The sequence below is a fragment of the Acaryochloris thomasi RCC1774 genome, from assembly GCF_003231495.1.
In the GTDB taxonomy this organism is placed as follows: domain Bacteria; phylum Cyanobacteriota; class Cyanobacteriia; order Thermosynechococcales; family Thermosynechococcaceae; genus RCC1774.
The window spans coordinates 1-23410 of record NZ_PQWO01000011.1 but is presented as its reverse complement, the minus strand read 5'-3'; the positions used below and the strand labels follow the sequence as shown (position 1 = coordinate 23410).

Below are 23410 nucleotides of genomic sequence, written 5' to 3'. Positions count from 1 at the left end.
ACTATTCTTCTCATCAAGATTTAAATAGAGGTGCAAGTCACAGGCGCTTCCACCTCTGTGATTGAGAACAGCTAAAGCTCTATCAAGCCGCCTTGAGTGGAGCATTGCGCTGAGCTTCTACTTTCCGGGGATGGGGAATTTTATTTGATGATTCTTATCCAAAAATCTGGCCTCCGATGGCATAACCACCTTCAGCCGTTTCTTCGATCTGGACTCCGATAAATGGCTTGATATCGCCTTTGCCCGCTTCTTGAGCAAAGTCACTGAGCGTATTCGTAAACCGCTCAACGAGCTTGGCTTTTTCATCCTTCGTCCAAGCATTCTTGGGAACCGTGAGTTTAATCGTAGGCATGGTTTAATCTCCTATTTTGGATTGTGTGAAATTGACCAACACGTTCTGTGACAGCTAAACACAGCTATCTGCCAATACGTCTTGGATTGTCAGCAAGGCAAAAGCAGAAAACTCAGAGTCTTCCTGACGGGTTAAGCAGCCAGTGCCTCCACCGGAAACTGAATTTCGACCACCATTTCTGATTCATGGCCCGGTTTCGGTGGCACGATAAAAACCTCCCGCCCCGGCCCAATCAGCTTGTATTGATGGTTTTCTGCCCAGGTACCTATGGCGCTGTAGGAGAGGTGCCCCTTTTCAGGACCACCAAACCGTACCGCCGTCACTGCCATTTCGACTGGAGGTAATTCTCGGACATCCATTGATGAACCGTTAGCTAACGGTACGCTGATGTCTAGAGCCTGAGTCAGCAAGAATCCAAACTCTAAGTCCCAGTTCGCTTCTTCATACAGCTCTCCGTAAATCACGGCGGCAAAGTGCCCAATGGACTTAGCATCAACTTGTTTGTTCACAGCCTGTCCCACGTCTGAGATGGCTGCGAAGGTTTGCGCTAGGTCTGGATAGGTCCGCCGCAATGACAAGAAAGGCGTTGCAGGTAGAGATTTCAAAACGACGTCGTCATCTTGAAACTGCCCTTGGCGCTCAATCTGCTGCAGGCGAGATTCTACCGCTCGAAGGCGAGCGGCTTCGGTTTGGAGGGTTTGCTCAATCTGCACCTTTTTTAGAGAGAGCATCCCGCGAATTTCATCGGGAGAGACCTCCTCTTCAGTCAGACGCTTGATTTGCTCTAGCGAGAGTCCCAGATCTTTGAGGGCAAGAATGCGGTTGAGTTCGGTGAGTTGCTGAACGCTGTAGTAGCGATAGCTGGTGTTGCGATCGCACTCCATCGGTTTAAACAACCCAATATCGTCGTAGTAGCGCAGCAGACTAGCAGGCACCTGGGCAATTTTGGAAAACTCACCAATGCGAAACATCCTTGCTTCCTCTGAGCCAATATTCCGTAGTCTAGAGTTTCAAGTAACTTGAAGGTCAAGCAAGTTCTTGTCTGGTTGAAATTTGAAGAGAAGCCGGCCTCATTTACTGATAATTAATACAAGGTAGGGTAGATTACTTACTGTGCTTGTCTTTGAGAGAGGGTAGAGCTGTGAAAACTTTGGAAGAAATTAAGGAATGGTTAGTACAGCACCAATCAGTATTGCAGGAGCGTTATCAAATCAGAGAGTTAGGGATTTTTGGCTCTTACATTAGGCAAGAACAGACGGAATCTAGTGATGTGGATGTACTGGTGGAGTTCTCTAAGACACCGAGCCTTTTGAAGTTCGTCAATTTAGAGAACTACCTCAGCGATAATTTGGGTGTAAAGGTTGACCTCGTGCATAAAGCTGGTTTAAAGCCACGCATTGGTAAACGGATTTTGGCGGAGGTGGTCTATCTGTGACCCAGCGACAGATTCAGGATTATTTAGAGGATATTTTGGATGCGGTGGATGCGATCGAGCAGTTTACGGCGGGTGTTAAATTTGAAGCATTTTCGCAAAACTTAGAGAAAGTATTTGCGGTATCAAGGGCGATGGAAATTATTGGTGAAGCAGTGAAACGGGTTCCAGACTCTGTAAGAAGCCAATATCCTGATATACCCTGGCGGGATATTGCTGGAATGCGAGATAAGTTGATTCATGATTACTTCAATACGGATGTAGAGATCATCTGGGAGGCAGTTCAGACAGATGTGCCACAGTTGAAGATCATGATTGCTAAAGTTTTAGAGGCAATTAAAGAATAGCTTCAGGATGCGTTTGACAAGCTGGAGACTAATCTTTGAGTTCAGATGATGGAAGCATCGGCGACGATCTCAGGACAACTAGGGATTTGGCCCAGCAAACGACAGATGGTAGTGATTCTTCGTAAAGCAGGCTTAAAGGTTTCCGTAGGTCAGTATTCGATCAGAGTCAAAGACTGCGACCACTTTGTATTTCAAGAATACAGGGGTGACTTAGGCGACCCTGCCATTGATGCCAATGCTGATTCCGTTGAAGAGATGATGCGTGATAGGCAATTAGTCTCCGAAGCCCTCAGCCGCGCTGGAGTTCGGCACCGTTTCGAAATCTATGACCATTATTCAGAAGAAGTTGGTTATTTACATTGCAACTGGCCCAAGCAAGAAGAACTGTGAGCACGACACAGCAGCCCATCAGCTCTGAAATGGAACAAAGCTTTGCGGAAGTAGTGCAACTGATCCAAGCTGCGAAGCAAACCGCCGTTCAAGTCGTCAATAAGCAACTGTTGAACTGTACTGGCAGGTGGAAGTCTACATTAGCCAAAAGCTAGAGCAGGCCGAATGGAGTGATGGCGTCGTCAAGCAGCTAGCTGAATACCTAGCCCAGACTCAGCCCGGACTGCGCGGATTCACGCCAAGAGACCTGTTTCGGATGCGCAAATTTTACGAGACCAACCGCGACGATGAAAAAGTGACATCACTGGTGTCACAATTATCCTGGACCCATAATTTAATCATTCTCAATCAAAGCAAACGCCCCGAAGAACGGGAGTTTTACCTCCGTCTAGCCGTTCAGGAGAAATGGTCAAAGCAGGAGCTAGAGCGTCAGTTTAAAGGCGCGTTGTTTGAGCGCAGCGTACTGAATCCAGCACAAGCCGCATCAGCAGTGTCACAATCTCATCCTGAACTGCTGGATGTTTTTCACGATGATTATTTCGTAGATTTTCTCAATCTGCTAAAGCCGCATACAGAAGCAGATCTGCGTCAGGGCTTATTGCAGCACCTCAAATCAAGTCCACAGAATAATCAAACCCTTCCCTGTAGGATAAAACTAGCCAGAACACTCTTAACCAAAATTCTTGATGTCTACGGCCCCCTCAAAAGCGACGGCCCAAGCCGCCAATGAATCCTTCGTTGCCACTATGCGGGAGTTGACGAGGGCTTATCAATCATTCTCAGCCTGTTCAGATACTCATATTCGACAGTTCGATCTTACGCCTGCTCAATTCGACGTGATTGCAACCCTCGGCAATACCAACGGTTTGAGCATGGGAGAAATCGGCGAAAAGACCCTAATCACTAAAGGAACGTTAACTGGCGTGATCGATCGCCTGATCAAGAAATCGCTCGTGTACCGAGAAACCCCCGCAGACAACCGCCGCAGCGTCATTGTTCAATTGACGCCAGAAGGGCAGCAAAACTTTGAAAAGGTTTTCCCTGAGCATATTGCTTACCTGAAGGAGCGGTTTGAGAGACTTGATCCTTCAGAACTAGAACTTTTAAAAGTTCTGCTTAGTCGCCTAAAGCAGGCTTTCTAAAGATAATCCCTAAAACTCTCTTGCCAGAATCGGCTTGAGTGAGCTAGTATTTCTGCATGGTTCTAATTAGAACTATATTTAACCAGCAGAAGGATTTCATGATGTCACAACATAGCGCCACATCTTCGGCCACTGCCCACCTAGAGACGGGTACCCACTGGATCTGTAGCTGCGGATTATCAAAGAATGCTCCCTACTGCGACGGCGGCCATCAAAGCACCTCGCTCCAGCCCATAGAACTAGAGGTTCAAGCCCCTAAGGTTGTCGAGATCTCCTACTGATTGGAGCTATCGCAATTTGACTCGCAATGGATACAATTTTTTTGCCCATAGTTTTAATTAGTACAGTTCTGGAGAGAAGAGAAAATGAAGCTCACTATTCACGATCCTGTTTCTTCCGCGCCTCCGGCCCGCTCTCTGCGGTTGGCGAAGCCTACGATTGATTTGGATACTGCGCCCTATGCGATCGCACTTTTACGGCTCAGCTTGGGGCTGCTCTTTCTCGCCCACGGTTTGCTGAAGGTGTTTACGTTTACGTTGCCAGGGACCGCTCAGTTTTTTGATAGCGTCGGGCTTCCGGGCTTTATGGCCGCACCCGTTGCCTTGGCCGAAATCATCGGTGGACTGCTGTTAATTGCCGGGATTTATACGCGTTGGGTAGCTTTGGGACTGTTCCCAATTTTGCTGGTTGCCACACTCAAAGTACATGGTGCCAATGGTTGGCTATTCACCAATGAAGGAGGGGGCTGGGAGTTTCCGGCTTTGTTTGCGATCGCATCTCTAGTGCAGTTCCTTCTGGGGGACGGAGCCTATGCCATTGGCTCGATCTAGCATCGCCAGCGTTAGGAGTCTATCAGGAGCGCAAGGTGAAAATCATGAGCTTGACATCAGCAAAAAATAATTCAGCCTTCAAGCGACTCATATCTATTCACTGGTGGATGGCCCGCTCATTAAAAGGTTCTGCGCGCCCGCTGGCGTCAGTGGAGCACATGGCTACGAACAAAACGACCTTAAATTTTTCACCATGAACGAGCTACCCGCCATCTTTTTATCCCACGGCGCGCCAGACCTCCCTATTCGAGAGGGAGCCGCTCAACAGTTTTTGCGGGCCCTGCACAAACAGATTCCTCGTCCCAAGGCTATTCTGGTGATTTCTGCTCACTGGCTTTCAGATTCCCCCGTCGTGAGTGCAACACCACAACCCAGAACAATCCATGACTTTTCAGGTTTCCCGAAGCAGCTTTACGAATTAAGTTACCCGGCTAGTGGTGATCCTGAACTGGCGGCTCGGGCCTCTGAATTGCTAACTCAAGCGGGTATTACGTGTGAGGTGCATCCCTTTAGAGGTCTTGATCATGGGGCTTGGACCCCTTTGACTTTGATCTACCCCAAGGCTAACATTCCGGTCATACAGCTTTCGATTCAGCCGTATCGCGATCCGCGTTATCACTGGGAAGTGGGTCAGGCGTTGGAAGCATTACGGCAGGAAGGAGTCCTGATTATCGGCAGCGGGAGTGCGACTCATAATCTCAATGCTTCTAGAGAGAGCTACAGTGCATCCCCTCCAGAATGGGTGACTCAGTTTGATGACTGGCTGGCTAAAACAATCACACAGGGGAACTGGGATGATCTGCTCAACTATCGACAATTAGCGCCCTATGCTCAAGAGAACCACCCCACCGAAGAGCACTTGCTGCCTTTGTTTGTCGCTTTAGGAGCTGGCGGGAAGGCTATCAAAGGACAACAGCTTTATCGCGGTTTTACTTACGGTACGCTCAGCATGGCGGCCTATGCCTGTTAGATGAAAATTACCCTCGTAGCTCAGTATCAAACGAGCAGCTGTTAAGTAGATAGGCGCAACACTCTTGCAGACGGGTTTCGGCTCCGCTCAACCCTCGACTCCTAGACGAGCAAACCGTTTAGCAGGCTGAGCGGAGTCGAAGCCAGCGGTCGGTTTAATACCTGATAGACATCAATGACTTATTTTATCTGCTGGACTTTTTGCTGGATTAGGTTGTCGATTTTTTCAATCCCAGATTTGGATTGCGGCACATCAAACGTTTCTGGAGATGCATCAGCGGTAAAACGATCAACAAAAACACTAAATGCGGTCTTATCATCAGGATGAGCAATGACATAGGCTCGCAGCTCAGATTTAGCCATGCTATTGAAGTCAGGCTTGCTCACAAAAACCTCCAACGACCGTTGCGGTATATTTCTATCTCTATATTATCGCCCGCAAGAATGAATACGTTTCCGGTTCGCTCGTCAAGACGAATGACAAAGATAGGCATGAATGAGTTAGTCAGGGATTGGCATAGCGTTATACAAATAACCCCCTGATCAGCCGTTGGCAAAATGAATACCCATGCTAGTCAATAGTCTCTGCTTAGGTTAAAAGGTGCTACTGGAGTATACAAGATAAGGGACTGAGGTCTAACGGCTCGGCCATCAGGGGTGCGAGAATTATATCAACGCGTCAAGCAATAGAGTGCTGCGAGCGTCCCACTGCATGGATTTATTGGACGTCAAATCAGCGCTACTCAAGTAGAAATTTAGCATCAGACTGATCTTCGATAGCTAGTTGCGCTGCCGCTAAAAATTCATGACCTACGGCGGGGTCAGCACTGGAACCATCTTGTAAAAAAGATAAATCGCCAAGAAGACCGCCAACAACATCAGTTGGACAACTTTCATAGTGCTGCTTTAAAAACTCGTACATCGCCAAGTAGGACTGGCGGACAGTGATACTATCTTCCCAGGCAACCATTAATCCTCCAACGAAACTAAAAGCTCGCGCAGCAGCTCGGCTAGCGCTTCACGCTCAGTTTTCTCCAACACACTGAGAATCTGTTGTCCGTTAGCAACATGGGCTTCAACCGCTTTTTCAATCAAACTGAAGCCTTTATCCGTCAAATGAATCAGCGTCCCTCTGCGATCGCAAGGGTCAGGAATACGCTCCACAAGCTCCGCTTTCTCTAGACCATCAATCCGATGCGTCATTGTGCCGGAGGACACCATCATGGAATTGAATAACGCCGTGGGCGAAAGCTGATAAGGCGGACCCGACCGCCGCAGGGTCGCCAATACATCGAATTCCCCACCGTTCAAGCCGAAATCTGAGAAGACTTCTCCCAGCGATCGCTCTAGGTGTTTGGCCAACCGCGCCATTCTGCCCATGACTCCCATTGGCGATGCATCTAAATCAGGACGCTCTTTTCGCCACTGAGCCAACACTTCATCAACTGCATCAACTGCCATAGGGGTTCGTTTTCAGGAATCATACTGCCAACAATCTTAACGTCAAGATAAATGCTAGAATCTTGAAATAAAGAATCTTGATATCAAGACAAAATGAAAAAGATATCAACTGGCCGTCTATCCGACCTCTTACTAACGGCTCTGGCTCCCATCTCTTGGGGGACAACCTATGTTGTTGCCACAGAGTTTTTGCCGCCTAATCATCCGCTGTTGGTGGCTGCGATGCGATCGCTTCCCATTGGTCTGCTGCTGATCGCTGTCTCCAGGAAGCTGCCTCAAGGCATCTGGTGGCTGCGGATGTTGATTTTAGGGGGCTTAAATATCGGCGTTTTCCAGGCGTTATTGTTCGTAGCCGCCTACCGTCTTCCGGGAGGTGTAGCCGCAACGGCGGGGGCGATTCAGCCCTTACTGGTTGGACTCTTTGCCTGGGTGATTTTAAGTCAGAGGCCGTCCAGGGTTTCTGTGGCGGCTGCGATCGCAGGTTTCATCGGTGTGGGGCTACTGGTCCTTAGTCCTGCGGCTCGTCTGGACAGTGTGGGAATTACTGCAGCGCTTGCAGGTGCGGGTGCAATGGGGCTGGGCACAGTGCTGGTCAAACGGTGGAAGCCTCCTGTTCCGCTAATGGTTTTTACTGCTTGGCAGCTAACGGTGGGTGGACTGATATTACTGCCCGTTGCTCTAGTCACAGAGGGACCGTTTGAGCAAATCACCTCAACGAACATATGGGCCTTTATCTATCTAGGTTTGATTGGTACGGGTCTGGCTTACGCACTGTGGTTTCGGGGAATCGCCAAGTTAAACCCCACGGCTGTTTCTTATTTGGGACTGCTGAGTCCTGTGGTTGCCACCCTGATCGGCTATCTCTTTTTGCAGGAGACCTTTACCGGTATCCAACTGGCCGGAATTGCAATTGTGCTAGGCAGCGTACTGGTTGGGCAACAGTCTGACTGATCAACAAAATACCTATCTTCTGCTGGTTAAGCGTTTAGAAAATCAACACTATTATTTCGAGGTAATTCATCACCATGGCTCAAAATATTCAGCGACTCAATCCACCTGAGTTGGGCGATCCATCTCACTATGGATTTACAAACATTGTGCTCGTTCCTGCCCATCAAACCCTTGTTTTCATTGCGGGGCAAGGAGGCATGAATCAGCAGGGTAATTCAACTGACTTTGACAGTCAGCTAAGCCAAGCTTTTACGAATCTGAGAGCGGCTTTAGTGGCTGTCGGTGCGACGCCCGAACAGGTTGTGAAAATTACGGTGCTTTCTGTAGACCACGATGCGAGGAAACAGGAACTGATTTCAGCCGCACGGAATGCGATGTGGCCGGGTGATATTAAACCGGCTAGCACGCTTATTCCTGTGCCTCGGTTGGCGGGAGAAGGAATGTTGTTTGAGATAGATGCGATGGTCGCAATTCCCACTCCTGAAGAACGTTAGGGGGCTGAATGCCTTGAGCGCGATAAAACAAACCGCACTTGTTATCGGAGAGTATTCATGGTCAACTACATCTGTATTACCTGCGGAACGCAGTTTGCTGACACGTCTTCAGCACCCGAACGCTGTCCCATCTGCGAAGATGACCGGCAGTACGTGGGGCATGACGGTCAGCAGTGGACAACCTTACCTGAACTCAGAAAAGAACACCACAATCGTATTGAGCAGCAAGAAGAGAATCTATACGGTATTGGGACAGAACCGAGTTTTGCGATTGGTCAGCGGGCATTGCTAATCCAGTCAAAGCAAGGGAATGTTCTGTGGGACTGCATCAGTCTTATTGATGAGCAGACGGTTGACAAAGTGAATGAGCTAGGTGGGGTGGATGCAATCGCACTTTCCCACCCTCACTTTTATGCATCAGCAGTTGAATGGGCAAACGCTTTTGATGCTGAGATCTATCTGCACGAAGCGGATCGTCAGTGGATGATGCGACCCGACCCTCGGCTCCAGTTCTGGAAAGGTAACGTATTAGAACTAAAGGGACTGACATTGATCAACATCGGCGGCCATTTCGAAGGTGGGACCGTCTGCCATTGGGCATCCGGTGCACATGGAGCCGGTGGGCTTTTGACGGGCGATCTGATTCAAGTCGTCCCTGCTAAGCACTGGGTTAGTTTTATGTACAGCTATGCCAACCTGATCCCGCTTTCAGCATCAAAGGTTAGACATATTGCGAATTCTCTAGAACCTTACAGCTTTGACCGACTTTACGGCGCTTGGTGGGATGCTGTGATTACTGTAGAGGCGAAAACCAGCGTTAAATGTTCAGCGGAGCGCTACATTAGAGCGATTGAAGATGCCGCTTAGTGCTGCTATAGAAGAGCGAAGGAATATCGCCTATCCCTCATCCAAACCTTGATAGAGCTGTTGCGGCAGTTGATTGACTACACGCTGAAAGACTGCAGGGCTATTGAGTCCCTGGGACAGAATTAGCGATCCCTGGATCGCGAGAACCGCATTCTCGGCACGCTGCAGGGCAATATCTTTACTAAGCCCCTCTGCCATTAAGAGGGTTGCGATCGCATCGATCCAACTTCGCAACAGCATCTCAACCTTGGCATGAAACACGTCCCGAGCCGACCCCATGAGCAAGATGGCCTGCAGACAGGGCTGGTCTCCTTGCTCATACAGCCGACTAATCCCATCACACATCTTTTGTAGGCGGGCTGGAGCCTCTCCCTGACCGCGCAGTACTTGCAGAATGTGTATTTCAGTCTCTTGCTCTAAATAGTCGAGAACCGTCGCTACCATTTCAGACTTACCGCCTGGAAAGTGGTGATAGAGGCTGGCCTTACCTAAGCCGGTTGCCTCCGAGATCCTGGAAAGAGTAGCACCATCGTAGCCGTGCTGCCGAAAAAGCCCTAACAAACTGGGGATATACTGCGCCTTCGACATAGACAAAGCAGCTCGAAAACTTATTTGAAATTGTACCAAACGTTCAGTATGATTAAATGTACCGAACGTTTGGTACAAAACCGAGAACGAGGCCCAATGCTGATCAACGAATTTCCTCTCAATCTTCAGCGCGCTATCACTCGCCATGAGATGGCAAAAGATCAGATTTTGTTTCAGCAGGGAGAGCCTACCCAGGCTATCTATTGGGTCGAGTTTGGCCGATTGAAGCTCGTCAGCTTTACGGAGCAACAAGTGGTCACCCACTACTCAGTAGAAGCTGGCGAGAGCTTTGCTGAAACGGCCCTGTATTTCGATGCCTACGGCTGTACAGTGATCGCAGAGCAACCCTCTCGCGTTATCGCCGTTCCCAAACAGATTTTTTTGGACACACTGCGCCAATCGCTTGAGCTATCCGAGCAGTACCGCTCACATCTGACCCATCGTTTTTTTGCCGTCACGCAGTTTTTAGAGCTGAGGAGTATTCGATCAGCCCGAAATCGCCTACTGCGCTACCTGATTCAGCGTCGTCCTCAAGGGCAGGCAACTGTTGCGTTAGATAGACCTTTAAATGCGATCGCTGATGAACTAGCCCTCTTGCCCGAAAGCTTGTCCCGCTTACTAGCGCAGCTTCAGGCTGATGGGATTATTACCCGTAAGAAACGAAGTATTACTTTCTCTCAAGAATGGTTAGAGAACCTTACAGAGTAATGCGAACTTAACCTTGGTTAAGGAACTCAGCGGAAATGCTCTTCTACACTGATTTGGATTCATTTCTTCGGAGTAATGCTGTGATTAGACATCTGAGCCGACGTACACTTTTGACTCATGGCACTGCGGGCTTTGTCGGCAGTACTATCCTCGGCTCTCCTGCTTGGGCGGGCGTTCACGAGAAGGGGGCCATGATCTCCGCTCATTCATCCGCTTCTGACGTTCAGGCAGTTCGGTATCGAACAACAACCGTTGAGGGGTTAGAGATTTTCTACCGTGAAGCTGGCTCACCAGACGCACCAACGCTATTGCTACTTCATGGCTTTCCCACCTCATCCCACATGTTTCGCAATCTGATACCAGCCCTTGCCGATCAGTTTCATCTTGTCGCTCCTGACTATCCTGGCTATGGCAACAGCTCCATGCCTCTGGTCACTGAATTTGATTACACCTTTGATCGCTTGGCAGAAATTATGGATGGCTTCATCCAAGCCACGGGTTTAGAACGCTATAGCCTCTATCTAATGGATTATGGCGCACCCATTGGTTTTCGCATTGCGACTCGCCATCCAGAGCGAGTACAAGCCCTAATTATTCAAAATGGGAATGCTTACGATGAAGGGCTGAGTAAGTTCTGGGATCCGCTAAAAGTCTATTGGCAGAACCGAACTGATGAAAATGCAGCCCCACTCAAGCCGTTCTTCGAAATCAAGGCGACTGAATGGCAATATATTCATGGTGTACGCAACCCCGAGGCCGTTAGTCCCGACAACTGGAACCTTGATCAACGATTTCTAGATCGCCCGGGGAATAAAGACATACAGCTAGCGCTGTTCTACTCCTACGGGTCAAATCCACCCCTTTACCCCAAATGGCAAGCCTACATGCGGGAAAATCAACCCCCAACGTTGCTGGTTTGGGGTAAGAATGATCAAATTTTTCCAGCATCGGGGGCACATCCCTATAAGCGAGATTTAACCAACCTCAAGTTTCATCTGCTAGATACCGGACATTTTGCTTTGGAAGAGGAAGGCATACTGATTGCTGAACAGATTCGCACCCTCTTTACCCAAGAAGCATTGATTTGAAGTCCTTGAAGATTTCTCGTTCCTCATACCTAAACTGGAGACTCAGCTCATGGCCATTACTCAAGGCGCTCACCATATTGGGCTCACCGTCCCTGACCTAACAGCTACCCGCAACTTTTTCATTGACGTATTGGGGTTTGAGCAGGTCGGTGAGGTCCCTGACTATCCTGCTGCTTTCATCTCTGATGGGACAACCATGTTGACCCTATGGCAGGCGGTCAATCCTGATTCAGCAACCCCCTTTGATCGTAAAAACAACATCGGCCTCCACCATTTTGCCCTCAAGGTCGACAGCCTCAACACCCTCAACACTCTTCATCAAACGCTCGTCAATACTGAAGGCGTTGAAATCGAGTTTGCTCCAGAATCCTTGAACGGTTTTCCTGCCCATCACATGATGTTCTATATCCCAGGGGGCATCCGCATGGAACTGTTTGCCCCTGGATCTTGAGCGGAGCGTAAATACAATGGCAATTCCAGGCTGGCCCCGTTCAGAATCCCCCTTCCATCAGGGTGAACTCGCAATTCAAGCACGGTTCGGTGCTCAGGAGCGCATGGATCGCCAAGGTCGACGCATGATCCGGGAGTCTCTAACCAAGCAGCATTGTCAGTTCTTTCCTCAGCTTCCCTATGTGACCGTTGGCACAGTGGACGAAGCAGATCAGATTTGGGCCTCAATCCTTGTAGGGAAACCCGGTTTCATCTCGGCTCCCGATCAGCAAACTCTGCGGATCAACGCTCAGCCTCTCTTTGGTGATCCGCTGGCTAAGACCTTGAGAAAGGGGCGCGATATCGGGTTGCTCGGCATTGAGCTAGAAAACCGTCGTCGCAATCGAGTCAACGGAAGCATCAGTGCAGTTCATATTGATAGCTTTGAGATTCAGGTGGTACAGACCTTCGGCAATTGCCCACAGTACATTCAGGCTCGCTCCTCAGCGTTGGATGCATTCGATCCAGCCGCACCGAAGCCAGTACACAAGTTAACAGCCTTGTCTGAATCGGAGCGATCGCTGATTACGGCAGCCGATACCTTTTTTATTGCCACAGCCTACCAAAATGAAGCAGCAGGCGCGGCCAGCGGCGTTGATGTCTCCCATCGGGGCGGTAAACCGGGCTTCGTCCGCATTGATGATGACGATACACTCACGGTTCCTGACTTTTCAGGGAATTGCCATTTCAATACCTTCGGCAATATCGAACTGAACCCTCGGGCTGGACTATTATTTCTTGATTTCCAACGGGGAGATCTGCTATATCTCACTGGAGCTGCCGAGGTAATTTGGAGCGGCGCTGAGGTCGAAGCCTTCGCTGGGGCTGAACGATTGTTCCGCTTCCATCCCAAAAGCGGCTATCGGGTAGAAGGCAGTCTGCCGCTGCACTGGTCAATTCCAGAGTTTTCGCCTTTTCTAAAGCAAACGGGCGTTTGGTGATAGGAGGAAAGCAACATAAGGAAAGTAGAAGTTGTCCCCTCAGAGAAATAGATGAGAAAGCTGCACGGTGGCTTGGATGGCAATCAGTTAACTCACGCCAGCGGGTTTAGCATCAAATTTCACGGTGGGATAGTACCCTTCGGGTTTGTCCCCAACGATCGCGCCTCCGGTGAGCATGGCCTGCATTCCAGGCGTGAAGAAGGTGTACGGAAAGGAGGGATCAGGAGCGCTGGCTTTGTTGATGCGATCGCAAAGTTCCTTCGGAATCTCAAACTCTAACGCCTTGAGATTATCTTCAAGCTGATGCAGTTTGGTCGCCCCCACAAGCACAGACGCTATCCCTGGCTGATTCGCAGCCCAGTTGACCGCCACCTGCGCCATACTGCGATCGAGTTCTTTAGCGACAGCCTCTAGTTCAGCCACGATCTTCCAGTTACGATCGGTAAATTTGTTGAAGGCTGGGTTATCGGCTCCGGCGAGATCGGCAAGGCGTCCTTCCCCTTCGCCGCCCTGCTCGCTGGGCTTATACTTCCCACTCAATAGACCGCTAGCTAACGGACTCCAGACCATAATGCCCATGCCGTGCTGAGTGCCAAGGGGGACAAATTCATTCTCAATATTGCGTTCAACGAGGGAGTATTCGAGCTGCAAAGTGGAGAGGGTTTCATAGCCCCTCAGTTCTGCAGTAGTCTGAGCGCGGGACGCATACCAAGCCGGAACATCTGATAAACCCACATAGCGAACTTTCCCAGATCTAACGAGATCGTCTAGCGTTCGCATCACTTCTTCAGCAGGCGTAATACTGTCCCAGGTGTGGAGGATGTACAGATCGATGTAGTCTGTCCCCAAGCGCTGCAGCGATCCCTCGACAGCTCTGAGGATATTCTTGCGACCGTTGCCGCCTGCATTGGGGTTGCCGGGGTCGGCGTTGTAGGAGAACTTGGTTGCGATCGCAACTTTATCGCGCAAGCTCCGTTCTTTAATGAACTCACCCACCCAAGTTTCACTGGTGCCATTGGTGTATAAATCAGCCGTATCCACGAAATTTCCGCCAGCGTCAACGTACATATTGAAGAGTTGACTAGCGGTTTCTCGATCTGCGCCCCAGCCCCAATCGGTACCAAAGGTCATCGTGCCCAAAGCCAAACGACTAACGCGGAGACCGCTACGGCCAAGGGTATAGTATTGATTGATCGACATATTTGATTCCTAGTTCTTGGATGTTCTATGAATTAAATTGTGATTAGCCCAGGCCACCGCCATCGATATCGAAGCGCATTCCTGAAACGTAGGAGGCTGCACCTGACGCCAGCCATATCACGGCCTTAGCAATCTCTTCCGGCTGCGCCACTCGCTTCATGGGGTAGCTGGAAACAAGCTGTTCTTCTGTTACGCCCCAGTCTTTTTGTACCCGCTCCCACATGGGTGTATCCACACCACCAGGGGCAATAACATTGACGCGAATATCCTTCCCGTATTCTTGAGCCGCCATTTTAGTCATATGAATCACGGCGGCTTTACTCGCGCCATAGCCCACAATATTTGGGAAGGCACGGTGACCACCGATACTGGCGTTGTTGATGATGGCCCCTTTTGTTTTCAGTAAGTGGGGAATCTCATATTTCATGCCGAGAAAGACGCCCCGTGCGTTGGTGTTCATTAGGTCGTCAAATGCTGCAATGTCGGTATCTGCGATCGCATCTGGGGGATAGTCAATTCCTGCATTATTGAAGGCCACATCCAGGCGACCATATTTCGCAACGCAGCCTTCGACAAAAGCCTTAACCTGCTCGGCATTACGAACATCTGCCTGGAGATAAGTAGCCTCGCCGCCGCTGTCACGAATCTCGGATTCTACCTGTTGACCCAAGTTTGCTCGCCGTCCGCAGAAAAAGACTTTTCCGCCCTCTTGAGCAAAAGCCTTAGCGGTGACCTTGCCGATACCGGAGGTGGCTCCTGTAATCAGAATGACTTTGTTGGTGAAGCGATTGCCAAGAGTGGAAGCGCTTGACTCAGTTGATTTGGGGGAAGCGGCAGTTAATTCTCCGGTAGCAATTGCAGCCGTTAGGCCCGTGGCTGCGACAACCCCTGTCGTCACGATTTGTCGTCGTGTGAATTCGGTCATGGTGATGCCTTCTGTTAGTGTAAATTTCACTTTGGCTGAAATCTGGAGTCCACAGCCGGTTCTTCTGCCGCTGGAATGCTAGCCACTTTTGTTTTTCTCAGATGCTTCTTCTACGCTGCAGCTCGTGCTCCAGTTCTTAGACTTATGCGAGTTGTCCACCCGTAACGTCTAAGTCCATTCCATTAATAGAAGTTGCTTCATCTAAAGCCAGGAACATGACAGCCTGCGCTATTTCCGCAGTGTTCATAATTCGGGGAGTGACAAAATTGGGAGCCATTTGCTCGTATGTCAATCCTTGATATTCGAAGGACTGCTGCAGCATCGGGGTATCAACAGCTAAAGGAGAAATGGAATTGATGCGAATATTACGTTTTGCGTTAGCGCTGGCAGCAGCTTTAGTCAGACCAATGACGCCATGCTTGCTGGCGTTGTAATGTGGCGTGTTAGCGAAACCCCGATGTCCAGCCACTGATGCCATATTGATAATAATGCCGCTGTTTTGCTGAATCATAACAGGCAGCTCATATCGCATCGCATAGAACACACCGTCAAGATTGGTGGCGATCATATTGCGATAGTTATCGAGATCCATCTCTTGAATTTCTACTGGCGTCATAAACACACCCGCATTGTTGAAGGCGATATCCAACCGGCCATATTTATCGACAGTGGCATTGACAAACTGTTCTACCTGTTTAGGGTCCCGCACATCAGACTGAAAATAAGTGGCTTCTCCTCCAAGAGCGCGAATATCCTTTTCTACCTGTTGTCCGAGGTTCGCGCGACGTCCGTTGAATGCAACCTTTGCCCCTTCTTTTGCAAACGCTTTAGCTGTTGTCGCACCAATGCCAGAGGTTGCTCCCGTAATCAGAACAACTTTCTCAGAGAATCTACCGCTAGATTTAGCTGACTCACTTTGCGGTTCCGGTGGGTTGAGTGTGTTTGCAGCAACGCTTTTGGCAGCGATCGCACTGGCGAAACCTGTGGTTGCGATCGCACCTGTCGTTATCACTTGGCGGCGAGTAAAATCTGGCATAGCAGTTCTTAATGCGCGGTATTTGCTAGGTACCCAGCTATGTTACGGATTATTTATTTACCCTGTATAGGACGATATTGCGCAAACTTGTACGTTTTCAGATGGCTCTGGCTTGATGCAGCCACTCTTGCAATCCCTTGTTGGATCATACTGAAGGAACCCTGGTGCTAGAATTTCAGCTCAAAGCAATGCGCTCGAATTTGAAACCACTCTCCATTGATGCACAGCACTGCGATATGTTTCGTGCGGGTGGTGAAGTAGTCTGAGCTTGGGTCTGAACCTAACTCACCATAGGATGAAATTAGCTCTTGCACCCCAGTCTGATTCAACAGTGGCAGGGTAACAGCCAAGGTGTTTTCAAGTATTTCATTAGGTGCGATAGTCAATTCTTGTGTGTGCCGCATTATTGAAGCCTCCGATGATGACTTCAATCGACGAAGGTTCACTGAGACCCAAATGAGCCGTTTCTATGTGCGAATGACAAACTCTCAGCAAGTTTCGGTCGCCTTGACTGAGAGAAATGAGAGGGTAATCTATCAGTATCATGATGGAGGAATGAGCCTACTAGAGCACTGGATTCAAGTGCACTCCTTCGCCAACACAGCCGAACGCTGCATTCAGGCAGACGACAAAGTCTCTCATGAGCCTGACTCTAGCGGCTAGATTGAGAACTTTCTAGCAATGTATGGGTAAATTCCGCAATATTCTCATGGCGGCAAGAACGCTTGAGTCATTCCCAAAGCGTAATTGAGAGTTGGTGATATATGCTCAATGGCCAGAAAAAACGACTGAAGTTTTGCCTCTTAGCAATACTGTCAGCCTCAATACTCGGGCTGATCTGTACGCCCGTAGCAGTACGATCTCAGGACGCGACAAGCCCCAACAGAGTGCAGACCACGCCATCACCGATTGTGATTGATGGGCGAGTTCTGTTTCAGGTGCATAGTATCTCTGGCTTTTCAGCCAAAGATCGCGCCGATCCCGTCAATCAGTCGCTAATGGATAGTCTCAGCAATGATTCCAGCACCGAACCACCCCGAGTTCAGATTGTTAGGCAAGATAATCTCCTGACACTACGGCTCAACGATCAGCATCTTCTAACAGTAACTGAGCGCGATTTACTCCCAGGAGTAATGCCGCGTGAGCAGGCGCAGCGTTGGCAAGATTGGCTCAATAAAGCACTCCAAAAAGCACAGCAGGAACGCACCCCTGGATACCAGCGCAAGGCATTCGGCCTGTTAGCCTTAGCCTTGATGACAACGATCTCACTTCACATGGTTGTCAACATCCTCAAGCAACGCTTGCTCTTGCGCTATGTTTCTCTAAATCCTCAACAGTCTTCAGTTCGGCGGGGTCAATCTCTAGTATTTTTAGGCATCCTCGGCTTGAAAGGCATTCTTTGGGTTACGGCTCTTATCTACACGACCGATCTCTTTCCCCTTGTTCGCCGATGGCGCTTTCAAGTCTGGTACAGCCTAGAAAAGAACCTCTGGTTTCCCCTATTTCAGCTAGGGGAGAACAATTACTCTCTGGCGGATATGCTCCTTTTATTAGGGCTTATTGTTGGACTGTGGCTATTAGTTGGCGCAATTGTACGTTTCCTTAAGGCCCAAGTATTAAGCTTTACCGGTATTGAGAAAGGTCCACAGGAGACCATTGCCACGCTCGCACACTATGGATTGACTAGCATTGGAAGCCTGGGTATCTTGCAAGCTTGGGGTATTGATATTAGCTCGCTTGCCATTATTGCGAGTGTACTAGGGGTTGGTATTGGCTTTGGCTTACAGGGTCTAGTGAATAATTTTGTCAGTGGGATAGTTCTGCTCATAGAGCGGCCTATCCAGGTGGGTGACTTTATTGACCTAGATGGTCTCTTTGGCACTATTGAACATATCGGAACGCGCAGTACTCAAATTCGTAGACTCGATCAAGTGTCTGTGTTTGTTCCTAATTCTGAGCTGGTCAGTCAGCGCCTGATTAATTGGAATTATGGCCAGCGGGTTGTTCGTGTCACTATCCCCGTTAAGGTAGCCTACAGCAGCGATATTGATCAGGTGCGCCAAGTGTTGCTAGGAATTGCCAAACATCATGATGGTGTGTTGGGCTATCCGCAACCCCTTGTTCTCTTTACAGATCTAGGTGACAGTGGGCTAAATCTTCTTTTGGTCGTATCTACACGGATGCCCAAAAATCAGTTTTTATTGAAAAGTGATCTGCAGTATCTGATTGTTAAGCGGTTTCAAGAATACAAAATCCGTATTCCTTACAATCAGCACGATTTACATGTGCAGTCACCTCAGCTCAATGCGCTCGTTGATACCTGGACTCAACAGCAGACGCCTCAACCGACCGAACTTTACTACCCTAATGCAATCAGTAGGCAAGGAACGATTCGCTCATCAACTTTCGAATCGACACCGGAAGATATTGGGGTAGGCGCGATGGCCAAACGTCGTGTCCCTCTTCAAGGTCTTGATATAGAGCAGCTTACAAATCAGATGCGGAGTCAAAACGGAATTGACATCAAAGATCGAACATATCGTCTCCGCAGCTATCCCAAAAGTTTTTTGGGTTGTGAAGCCGTTGACTGGCTGATGCATACTCAGGGAGTCTCGACTCAAGAGGCCATCAAGCTAGGGCAAATATTGATTGACCGAGGCGTGATTCATCATGTTACAGATGAGCAACCTTTTCAAGACGGATACTTCTTCTATCGCTTTTATGACGATGAAATCTAAGGTCAAAACTGAGCAGGGAGCGCAGACTTAAGTAAAGTCATAATCAGTCCTCTGGTTCTTGATAAGTATCAGACATGAAATCTTGTTTTGAAAATCGTAGAAGTCATCTCAAGACTCTAATGATGCCAGCACCTCTAAATCTGTTGCGGCCAAAACATCCTGGCGGGGTCACCAGCGCCTAACCATCGTCAGAGAATCAGCGAAAATGATGACCGCCATGGAATTTTTTGTGGCCAACGAATTTTTTGTGGCCAACGAACTTCTTACGACCATGAAACTTACCGTGGCCGTGATGGATCTTTTTGGCCTTCTTGAACTTCTTGGGAGCATGATGAATCTTCTTGAACTTTTTAAACTTAAGAGCCACGAGTTGGGTCTCAGGTTGATCGTCAATAGAGTGGCCGAGTGCCTTTGCTTCTGCAGCACGGCCAGTGGTCAAACCAAGGGTTACCACGGCTAATCCAGCGAGAGCGGTGTTAATCAAATGTTTTTTGCTGTTCATGATTTAGTTCTCTAACCTCAATGACTTCAATCTACGAGGATTGCCTGAGACGCAAATGATCCGTTTCTATGAGTGCTCCATGAACTTGCTGAGGATGTTCGTAGAGTTGACTGAGAAAAATGAGAGAGACAGTTCGTAATGATTGGGTGGCGAGCAAGAAAGTTGCAACATTGTGATAATCCCAGCAGAAATGTAAAAGAAATTACCTTTTCTCATCTGTAAGCTATCTCTAGCCCATGAGCTACCCGAGCAAGAAATATGGAGTTGATAAACCTTAAGTTTTCCTATTCATTGATGACGATCTGTTGACCATACACAACGTCCTGGTGGTTCCATGTATGCGTGCCTTTGCTGCTCTGAACAGTTGTTGAGTCATATTGGACCTCAAGGCATCTACTGGTATTGCCTTCATTGTCGAGCCAGAATGCCAGCTTCGATTTCAGGCACCAATCAAGAGGTACGTGAGCGGTTCAAAGATCTCGACAATGCTTGAGAGAGGTGTAATCACCTATGCAGTCTATACAGTGGTGACTGCGCCGTAACTATTCAATAAAGATAGAAAGTTTGTATGAAAAGCAGTAAGCAGAAGTTTGCCTCCATATTAAGTCTATTACTCGGAGCCAGTCTGATCCTCGGTGCATGTAGCGAGGAAGAACGAACGAATGATGCACCGGCACCAGCCGGTGCAGAGAATACGACCAACGAATCTATGCCCGTCTCCTACGAGTTCTTCCGCAACGCGACGGCGAAATTGACCTACAACGGTCAAACTCTGCTTCTAGACCCAATGCTGTCCGATAAAGGGGCACTTCCGTCTTTCGCAGGTATTGCGCCCAACCCAATAATTGATCTGCCCGTCAGCACCGAATCCATTTTAGAAGATGTGGATGCTGTCTTAGTTGGACATATGCATCTTGATCATTTTGACCAACCCGCTGCCGAGAAGATTGCAAAAGACACTCCAATCTTTACCCCTGACAATGAAGCGCCCACTGATGTGACCGATCCAGAGAATTCGACCCAAACTTTCAAGGCCCAGTTGGAGCAGAAGGGATTTACGAATGTTTCAACGATGGCGTCTAATGCTTCAAAATTCGAGGGCATCACAATGAGCCAAGAGTTTGGACAACACGGTATAGGACGGGTTGGACAGCTTATGGGCGGTGTCAACGGCATTATTCTTCGAGCAGAAGGACAACCTACGATCTATTGGACTGGCGATACCGTGCTAGATGATGAGGGCCAGGTTGAAGCCATACTTGCAAAGCACAAGCCAGATATCGTCATTGTCCATACCGGAGGTGCTGTGATCGAATCTATTGCTCCAGATCCGTTAATGATAAATGAACCACAGGCAGTGAGATTCTTTGAAGCAGCCGAAAGGATTAATCCAGATGTCCAAATCACGGCTGTACACATGAATGCTCTAGATCACTGCTTTACAACAAGAGACACGTTGAAGGCAGTTGTTGATAAGCTCCCCGAGAACATCAAGGAAAGTGTTTATATACCTGCTGAGGGGGAAACGGTTGAGTTCAGGTAGGGTTAGGCCTTCTGGCAAGCAAGATTCTACTTTGCGTCACTCTTCATGCCCAGTAACCACGAGAACGGTCGTCTAGACGCACATAAAAATCATAATGGTAGAGGGATTGATCATGAACAACACTGGAAAAACAGAGCAGTTAATGTTCCGTCGCATATCACTCGTCCTTCTCTTGATGAGGATTGGCGTATTTATGATGATGGCAGTCTGGGGCCTTGATAAGTTTGCCCGTCCCGAGCACGCTGTTGCTGTCTTTAGCACGTTTTATGGGGTGGGTGGAGTCACTCAGTTTATTCCATATGTGATTGGTGCTATCCAGCTAGCAGTCTTTACCGGTTTTTTGCTGGGCTATCGAAAAAGAATCACTTATGGTTTGGTGTTGCTCATGCATGCTTTGTCAACGTTGATCGCCTTCCCCCTTTATCTGAATCCTTATGTTGATGATCCCAGTAATCCAAATATACTTTTTTGGGCTGCTTGGCCTGTTCTTGCTGCCTGCTTCGGACTTTATTATCTACGTGATTTAGATACACGATTTGTTGTCGATAAAAGCTAAGGAACTAAGCAAGATGAAACGAGGATTAATCGTCATTGATGTCCAGAATGACTACTTCAAGGGTGGTTCAATGGAACTGGTCGCAATGGATAAGGCGGCTTCGAACTGTAAAAGACTATTGAATGCCTTTCGCACTGAACAAGCACCACTTTTTTACATTCAACACATTTCAACTCAGGATCACCCCACATTCTTTGCTCCAAATACTCCAGGGTGTAGAATTCACAACAGCATTCAACCCCAAGAACGTGAAGTTGTTCTGATTAAGCACTATCCAAATTCTTTTCGTGAAACTGACCTCAACGCGCATCTACAAAAGGCTGGAGTTGAGGAAGTCGTTGTTTGTGGAGCTATGAGTCAGATGTGTGTTGACTCAACAACACGCGCTGCCTTTGATTTAGGCTATAAATGCCATGTCATTTCTGATGCATGTGCAACGAAAGACTTAGAGTTTGACGGCCAGCTTGTAAAGGCTTCGGAGGTACAAGCTGCTTTTATGGCAGCACTGAGAGCGCCATTTGCGCAAATCTCGTCAACAGATCAGTTTCTGGATAACCAGTAAATGACTCATCGGCATTGCTTTTTGACTCGTTTAGGATGACTTCGGGCAAGCTTCTACGTTTCCTTTCTGAGCATCGCATCATTGTTTTACGCGGCAGATGGTTGCTAAAAGTTGATATTACTGCGTTAATCTCAGGCCCCGGACAGCATTTAGGGTCAAGCGAACAATTCTGCTTCTTCGCTCAACTTCGTTTAGTGAGTTTCCGTTGGCTGCATAGATATACAGCGTGTTGAGATCTGGGCTACCAAAGGCAAGATTTGTAATGAAAGAAGAGCCAGCTCCAAGAGAGCCTAAAAGCTGGACAGTTTGAGCGACCGCTGCCTGTAGGGCGTGTAGGGCGCTGAGATCTCGAACATCAGCCTTCAAAAATAAAAAGCGACGGCCTGCTTGTTCAACCTGCTTTTGAATCTCGACCATATCGGTTGGTGTTGCCAGCGAGCCTTGAGAGACCATGACAAAATATTCATGAAAGCCTTTCTAGATAAGACTTCTAGAACTATTTTGAACTCTTTGTACGTATCTTGGCTCACCCCCCTGTCGGTCACCAGGCTGCAATATCCAGTTGAGAATGGGAAGACTGAATACTGTCGTGGCGATAACCGTCTTCATTGGCACGTTCTCGTACGATAGATATCTACACACTTAAAGTCGGCAGGCTCGGGGGATTGACTCAATGAATCATATTTCGCAGATTATTCAAAATACAGTCTTAGTAATTCTTGCCTTTTTGGTTCTCTCGATACTCCTCCGAAAGGGAAAATCGTATGAAACATCCCCTCAAGAAGATGACTACGACCAGGCTTGGTGGGTAACGGTGACGACACAGCAGCCAAATTACGAGTACCTTTTTGGTCCCTTCAAAGATAAAAAAGAGGCTGAAGAGAATCTCAGCGGATACATCAAGGATCTAGCTGACGAAGGGGCCATACAAATTGAAGCAGAAGTTTGCTGGTGTAAGCCTCAAGCAATCACTCGTGATCTGAGACAGATATCGGCTTGAAGCAGCAGAGAATCGTTCAGTTGCAACTGAGATGACAATAAAGGCAATATCATCGCGATCGCAAGTGGATCTTTCATCGCTATCTGAAAACGGCGCTAGCGAATATCTCTGCAACCAAATTTAGTTTATGCGAAATACCTCTGAGATATAGCTGGGCTAACAATTAGAGATGGGTAGTCCTAAATAGGTAAGGATTGATTGTAATGGTGAATAAAGTACCAAATAGCACCGATATGATTCTCTAGCTTTTTGGAGAATGACAGTGTCTTGCGCACCAATCTTGAGACGCGTTGGCGTAG

32 protein-coding genes and 2 pseudogenes are annotated in these 23410 nt (G+C 48.4%); 20 read left to right on the top strand and 14 right to left on the bottom strand.

The features are described 5' to 3' along the window. Window positions 1–154 precede the first annotated feature (154 nt). On the bottom strand, window positions 155–352 hold the full coding sequence (locus C1752_RS16670; protein ID WP_110987189.1) for a tautomerase family protein: 198 nt from the start codon (window positions 350–352) through the stop codon (window positions 155–157). Window positions 353–483: 131 nt separating this feature from the next. Further along, a complete protein-coding gene (locus C1752_RS16665) occupies window positions 484–1323 on the bottom strand; it encodes a MerR family transcriptional regulator (RefSeq protein WP_110987188.1) in 840 nt (279 codons plus the stop codon). A 170-nt stretch (window positions 1324–1493) separates the two neighbouring features. Between C1752_RS16665 and C1752_RS16660 the strand changes: the two genes are divergently transcribed. The 8 genes and pseudogenes from C1752_RS16660 to C1752_RS16625 all read left to right on the top strand — a co-directional run bounded on the left by C1752_RS16660 (window position 1494) and on the right by C1752_RS16625 (window position 5463). Further along, window positions 1494–1787 (top strand): nucleotidyltransferase family protein, encoded by a 294-nt coding sequence (locus C1752_RS16660; RefSeq protein WP_110987187.1) that lies wholly within the window; start codon window positions 1494–1496, stop codon window positions 1785–1787. Next, a complete protein-coding gene (locus tag C1752_RS16655) occupies window positions 1784–2131 on the top strand; it encodes a HepT-like ribonuclease domain-containing protein (protein ID WP_110987186.1) in 348 nt (115 codons plus the stop codon). The genes C1752_RS16660 and C1752_RS16655 overlap by 4 nt, the downstream gene beginning before the upstream one ends. A gap of 48 nt (window positions 2132–2179) precedes the next feature. Continuing rightward, window positions 2180–2521 (top strand): hypothetical protein, encoded by a 342-nt coding sequence (locus C1752_RS16650; RefSeq protein ID WP_110987185.1) that lies wholly within the window; start codon window positions 2180–2182, stop codon window positions 2519–2521. 29 nt (window positions 2522–2550) lie between these two features. Beyond that, window positions 2551–3134, top strand: a pseudogene (locus C1752_RS16645) (DUF1016 N-terminal domain-containing protein); the annotation flags it as partial. Window positions 3135–3207: 73 nt separating this feature from the next. Then, window positions 3208–3663: a MarR family winged helix-turn-helix transcriptional regulator gene (locus C1752_RS16640; RefSeq protein WP_110987184.1), complete on the top strand. Its 456-nt coding sequence runs from the start codon at window positions 3208–3210 to the stop codon at window positions 3661–3663. A 101-nt stretch (window positions 3664–3764) separates the two neighbouring features. Further along, window positions 3765–3944, top strand: a complete 180-nt coding sequence (locus C1752_RS16635) for a CDGSH iron-sulfur domain-containing protein (RefSeq protein ID WP_158535117.1) — start codon at window positions 3765–3767, stop codon at window positions 3942–3944. Between the two features lie 84 nt (window positions 3945–4028). Then, the gene (locus C1752_RS16630; RefSeq protein ID WP_110987182.1) at window positions 4029–4493 is read left to right on the top strand and encodes a DoxX family protein; all 465 of its coding nucleotides are present in this window, start codon (window positions 4029–4031) and stop codon (window positions 4491–4493) included. 193 nt (window positions 4494–4686) lie between these two features. Further along, the gene (locus C1752_RS16625; protein WP_110987181.1) at window positions 4687–5463 is read left to right on the top strand and encodes a DODA-type extradiol aromatic ring-opening family dioxygenase; all 777 of its coding nucleotides are present in this window, start codon (window positions 4687–4689) and stop codon (window positions 5461–5463) included. Between the two features lie 179 nt (window positions 5464–5642). On the opposite strand, the gene C1752_RS16620 is transcribed toward C1752_RS16625, so the two are convergent. The 4 genes from C1752_RS16620 to C1752_RS16610 form a co-directional block, all read right to left on the bottom strand. Further along, a complete protein-coding gene (locus tag C1752_RS16620) occupies window positions 5643–5849 on the bottom strand; it encodes a DUF6887 family protein (protein ID WP_110987180.1) in 207 nt (68 codons plus the stop codon). Beyond that, window positions 5846–6019, bottom strand: a complete 174-nt coding sequence (locus tag C1752_RS30555; protein WP_373276840.1) for a DUF6888 family protein — start codon at window positions 6017–6019, stop codon at window positions 5846–5848. Before C1752_RS30555 ends, C1752_RS16620 begins: the two co-directional genes overlap by 4 nt. 182 nt (window positions 6020–6201) lie before the next feature. Next, on the bottom strand, window positions 6202–6432 hold the full coding sequence (locus C1752_RS16615) for a hypothetical protein (protein WP_110987179.1): 231 nt from the start codon (window positions 6430–6432) through the stop codon (window positions 6202–6204). Next, on the bottom strand, window positions 6432–6923 hold the full coding sequence (locus C1752_RS16610) for a MarR family winged helix-turn-helix transcriptional regulator (protein ID WP_110987178.1): 492 nt from the start codon (window positions 6921–6923) through the stop codon (window positions 6432–6434). The genes C1752_RS16615 and C1752_RS16610 overlap by 1 nt, the downstream gene beginning before the upstream one ends. 93 nt (window positions 6924–7016) lie before the next feature. Here C1752_RS16610 and C1752_RS16605 point away from each other — a divergent pair, with 93 nt between their 5' ends. The 3 genes from C1752_RS16605 to C1752_RS16595 all read left to right on the top strand — a co-directional run bounded on the left by C1752_RS16605 (window position 7017) and on the right by C1752_RS16595 (window position 9235). Next, window positions 7017–7874: an EamA family transporter gene (locus C1752_RS16605; RefSeq protein ID WP_110987177.1), complete on the top strand. Its 858-nt coding sequence runs from the start codon at window positions 7017–7019 to the stop codon at window positions 7872–7874. A gap of 74 nt (window positions 7875–7948) precedes the next feature. Continuing rightward, the gene (locus C1752_RS16600; RefSeq protein WP_110987176.1) at window positions 7949–8368 is read left to right on the top strand and encodes a RidA family protein; all 420 of its coding nucleotides are present in this window, start codon (window positions 7949–7951) and stop codon (window positions 8366–8368) included. A 57-nt stretch (window positions 8369–8425) separates the two neighbouring features. Beyond that, entirely contained in the window at window positions 8426–9235 is an 810-nt protein-coding gene (locus C1752_RS16595; protein ID WP_110987175.1) for an MBL fold metallo-hydrolase, read from the top strand. A gap of 30 nt (window positions 9236–9265) precedes the next feature. Here the strand turns inward: C1752_RS16595 and C1752_RS16590 are convergent, their stop codons facing one another. Then, window positions 9266–9823, bottom strand: a complete 558-nt coding sequence (locus C1752_RS16590) for a TetR/AcrR family transcriptional regulator (protein ID WP_110987174.1) — start codon at window positions 9821–9823, stop codon at window positions 9266–9268. Between the two features lie 48 nt (window positions 9824–9871). Between C1752_RS16590 and C1752_RS16585 the strand changes: the two genes are divergently transcribed. From C1752_RS16585 to C1752_RS16570, 4 genes are all read left to right on the top strand, one after another. Beyond that, window positions 9872–10531: a Crp/Fnr family transcriptional regulator gene (locus tag C1752_RS16585; protein ID WP_233501664.1), complete on the top strand. Its 660-nt coding sequence runs from the start codon at window positions 9872–9874 to the stop codon at window positions 10529–10531. A gap of 191 nt (window positions 10532–10722) precedes the next feature. Then, on the top strand, window positions 10723–11619 hold the full coding sequence (locus C1752_RS16580; RefSeq protein WP_110987327.1) for an alpha/beta fold hydrolase: 897 nt from the start codon (window positions 10723–10725) through the stop codon (window positions 11617–11619). 49 nt (window positions 11620–11668) lie between these two features. After that, on the top strand, window positions 11669–12070 hold the full coding sequence (locus C1752_RS16575) for a VOC family protein (protein ID WP_110987172.1): 402 nt from the start codon (window positions 11669–11671) through the stop codon (window positions 12068–12070). A 16-nt stretch (window positions 12071–12086) separates the two neighbouring features. Further along, window positions 12087–13049: a pyridoxamine 5'-phosphate oxidase family protein gene (locus C1752_RS16570; RefSeq protein ID WP_110987171.1), complete on the top strand. Its 963-nt coding sequence runs from the start codon at window positions 12087–12089 to the stop codon at window positions 13047–13049. Between the two features lie 87 nt (window positions 13050–13136). On the opposite strand, the gene C1752_RS16565 is transcribed toward C1752_RS16570, so the two are convergent. The 4 genes from C1752_RS16565 to C1752_RS16550 form a co-directional block, all read right to left on the bottom strand. Next, window positions 13137–14249, bottom strand: a complete 1113-nt coding sequence (locus tag C1752_RS16565) for an aldo/keto reductase (protein ID WP_110987170.1) — start codon at window positions 14247–14249, stop codon at window positions 13137–13139. Between the two features lie 43 nt (window positions 14250–14292). Beyond that, window positions 14293–15174, bottom strand: coding sequence for an SDR family NAD(P)-dependent oxidoreductase (locus C1752_RS16560; protein ID WP_110987169.1), 882 nt, complete (start codon window positions 15172–15174; stop codon window positions 14293–14295). Between the two features lie 142 nt (window positions 15175–15316). Next, the gene (locus tag C1752_RS16555; RefSeq protein ID WP_110987168.1) at window positions 15317–16210 is read right to left on the bottom strand and encodes an SDR family NAD(P)-dependent oxidoreductase; all 894 of its coding nucleotides are present in this window, start codon (window positions 16208–16210) and stop codon (window positions 15317–15319) included. Window positions 16211–16377: 167 nt separating this feature from the next. Beyond that, window positions 16378–16614: a hypothetical protein gene (locus C1752_RS16550; RefSeq protein WP_110987167.1), complete on the bottom strand. Its 237-nt coding sequence runs from the start codon at window positions 16612–16614 to the stop codon at window positions 16378–16380. Between the two features lie 483 nt (window positions 16615–17097). Between C1752_RS16550 and C1752_RS16540 the strand changes: the two genes are divergently transcribed. Continuing rightward, window positions 17098–18948 carry a mechanosensitive ion channel domain-containing protein gene (locus C1752_RS16540; RefSeq protein WP_158535116.1) on the top strand — a complete coding sequence of 617 codons (1851 nt, stop codon included), beginning with the start codon at window positions 17098–17100 and terminating at the stop codon, window positions 18946–18948. A 196-nt stretch (window positions 18949–19144) separates the two neighbouring features. Here the strand turns inward: C1752_RS16540 and C1752_RS16535 are convergent, their stop codons facing one another. After that, window positions 19145–19450, bottom strand: coding sequence for a hypothetical protein (locus C1752_RS16535; RefSeq protein WP_110987164.1), 306 nt, complete (start codon window positions 19448–19450; stop codon window positions 19145–19147). A gap of 568 nt (window positions 19451–20018) precedes the next feature. Here C1752_RS16535 and C1752_RS16525 point away from each other — a divergent pair. From C1752_RS16525 to C1752_RS16515, 3 genes are all read left to right on the top strand, one after another. After that, entirely contained in the window at window positions 20019–20993 is a 975-nt protein-coding gene (locus C1752_RS16525) for an MBL fold metallo-hydrolase (RefSeq protein WP_110987163.1), read from the top strand. 112 nt (window positions 20994–21105) lie between these two features. Next, entirely contained in the window at window positions 21106–21549 is a 444-nt protein-coding gene (locus tag C1752_RS16520; RefSeq protein ID WP_199464425.1) for a hypothetical protein, read from the top strand. A 13-nt stretch (window positions 21550–21562) separates the two neighbouring features. Next, window positions 21563–22111 (top strand): cysteine hydrolase family protein, encoded by a 549-nt coding sequence (locus C1752_RS16515; RefSeq protein ID WP_110987162.1) that lies wholly within the window; start codon window positions 21563–21565, stop codon window positions 22109–22111. A gap of 117 nt (window positions 22112–22228) precedes the next feature. Here the strand turns inward: C1752_RS16515 and C1752_RS16510 are convergent, their stop codons facing one another. After that, window positions 22229–22564: a hypothetical protein gene (locus C1752_RS16510; protein WP_110987161.1), complete on the bottom strand. Its 336-nt coding sequence runs from the start codon at window positions 22562–22564 to the stop codon at window positions 22229–22231. Window positions 22565–22784: 220 nt separating this feature from the next. Here C1752_RS16510 and C1752_RS16505 point away from each other — a divergent pair, with 220 nt between their 5' ends. Further along, on the top strand, window positions 22785–23111 hold the full coding sequence (locus C1752_RS16505; protein WP_110987160.1) for a DUF1816 domain-containing protein: 327 nt from the start codon (window positions 22785–22787) through the stop codon (window positions 23109–23111). 179 nt (window positions 23112–23290) lie between these two features. Here C1752_RS16505 and C1752_RS16500 read toward each other — a convergent pair. Beyond that, window positions 23291–23410: pseudogene (locus C1752_RS16500) on the bottom strand (IS1 family transposase); the annotation flags it as partial.

What these genes read in the sequence shown, in the direction of transcription:
- C1752_RS16670 (WP_110987189.1), bottom strand. Translation starts at nt 352, where the DNA reads ATGCCTACGATTAAACTCACGGTTCCCAAGAATGCTTGGACGAAGGAT.
- C1752_RS16665 (WP_110987188.1), bottom strand. Translation starts at nt 1,323, where the DNA reads ATGTTTCGCATTGGTGAGTTTTCCAAAATTGCCCAGGTGCCTGCTAGT.
- C1752_RS16650 (WP_110987185.1), top strand. Translation starts at nt 2,180, where the DNA reads ATGGAAGCATCGGCGACGATCTCAGGACAACTAGGGATTTGGCCCAGC.
- C1752_RS16640 (WP_110987184.1), top strand. Translation starts at nt 3,208, where the DNA reads ATGTCTACGGCCCCCTCAAAAGCGACGGCCCAAGCCGCCAATGAATCC.
- C1752_RS16635 (WP_158535117.1), top strand. Translation starts at nt 3,765, where the DNA reads ATGTCACAACATAGCGCCACATCTTCGGCCACTGCCCACCTAGAGACG.
- C1752_RS16630 (WP_110987182.1), top strand. Translation starts at nt 4,029, where the DNA reads ATGAAGCTCACTATTCACGATCCTGTTTCTTCCGCGCCTCCGGCCCGC.
- C1752_RS16625 (WP_110987181.1), top strand. Translation starts at nt 4,687, where the DNA reads ATGAACGAGCTACCCGCCATCTTTTTATCCCACGGCGCGCCAGACCTC.
- C1752_RS16615 (WP_110987179.1), bottom strand. Translation starts at nt 6,432, where the DNA reads ATGGTTGCCTGGGAAGATAGTATCACTGTCCGCCAGTCCTACTTGGCG.
- C1752_RS16610 (WP_110987178.1), bottom strand. Translation starts at nt 6,923, where the DNA reads ATGGCAGTTGATGCAGTTGATGAAGTGTTGGCTCAGTGGCGAAAAGAG.
- C1752_RS16605 (WP_110987177.1), top strand. Translation starts at nt 7,017, where the DNA reads ATGAAAAAGATATCAACTGGCCGTCTATCCGACCTCTTACTAACGGCT.
- C1752_RS16600 (WP_110987176.1), top strand. Translation starts at nt 7,949, where the DNA reads ATGGCTCAAAATATTCAGCGACTCAATCCACCTGAGTTGGGCGATCCA.
- C1752_RS16595 (WP_110987175.1), top strand. Translation starts at nt 8,426, where the DNA reads ATGGTCAACTACATCTGTATTACCTGCGGAACGCAGTTTGCTGACACG.
- C1752_RS16590 (WP_110987174.1), bottom strand. Translation starts at nt 9,823, where the DNA reads ATGTCGAAGGCGCAGTATATCCCCAGTTTGTTAGGGCTTTTTCGGCAG.
- C1752_RS16585 (WP_233501664.1), top strand. Translation starts at nt 9,872, where the DNA reads ATGATTAAATGTACCGAACGTTTGGTACAAAACCGAGAACGAGGCCCA.
- C1752_RS16580 (WP_110987327.1), top strand. Translation starts at nt 10,723, where the DNA reads ATGATCTCCGCTCATTCATCCGCTTCTGACGTTCAGGCAGTTCGGTAT.
- C1752_RS16575 (WP_110987172.1), top strand. Translation starts at nt 11,669, where the DNA reads ATGGCCATTACTCAAGGCGCTCACCATATTGGGCTCACCGTCCCTGAC.
- C1752_RS16570 (WP_110987171.1), top strand. Translation starts at nt 12,087, where the DNA reads ATGGCAATTCCAGGCTGGCCCCGTTCAGAATCCCCCTTCCATCAGGGT.
- C1752_RS16565 (WP_110987170.1), bottom strand. Translation starts at nt 14,249, where the DNA reads ATGTCGATCAATCAATACTATACCCTTGGCCGTAGCGGTCTCCGCGTT.
- C1752_RS16560 (WP_110987169.1), bottom strand. Translation starts at nt 15,174, where the DNA reads ATGACCGAATTCACACGACGACAAATCGTGACGACAGGGGTTGTCGCA.
- C1752_RS16555 (WP_110987168.1), bottom strand. Translation starts at nt 16,210, where the DNA reads ATGCCAGATTTTACTCGCCGCCAAGTGATAACGACAGGTGCGATCGCA.
- C1752_RS16550 (WP_110987167.1), bottom strand. Translation starts at nt 16,614, where the DNA reads ATGCGGCACACACAAGAATTGACTATCGCACCTAATGAAATACTTGAA.
- C1752_RS16535 (WP_110987164.1), bottom strand. Translation starts at nt 19,450, where the DNA reads ATGAACAGCAAAAAACATTTGATTAACACCGCTCTCGCTGGATTAGCC.
- C1752_RS16525 (WP_110987163.1), top strand. Translation starts at nt 20,019, where the DNA reads ATGAAAAGCAGTAAGCAGAAGTTTGCCTCCATATTAAGTCTATTACTC.
- C1752_RS16520 (WP_199464425.1), top strand. Translation starts at nt 21,106, where the DNA reads ATGAACAACACTGGAAAAACAGAGCAGTTAATGTTCCGTCGCATATCA.
- C1752_RS16515 (WP_110987162.1), top strand. Translation starts at nt 21,563, where the DNA reads ATGAAACGAGGATTAATCGTCATTGATGTCCAGAATGACTACTTCAAG.
- C1752_RS16510 (WP_110987161.1), bottom strand. Translation starts at nt 22,564, where the DNA reads ATGGTCTCTCAAGGCTCGCTGGCAACACCAACCGATATGGTCGAGATT.
- C1752_RS16505 (WP_110987160.1), top strand. Translation starts at nt 22,785, where the DNA reads ATGAATCATATTTCGCAGATTATTCAAAATACAGTCTTAGTAATTCTT.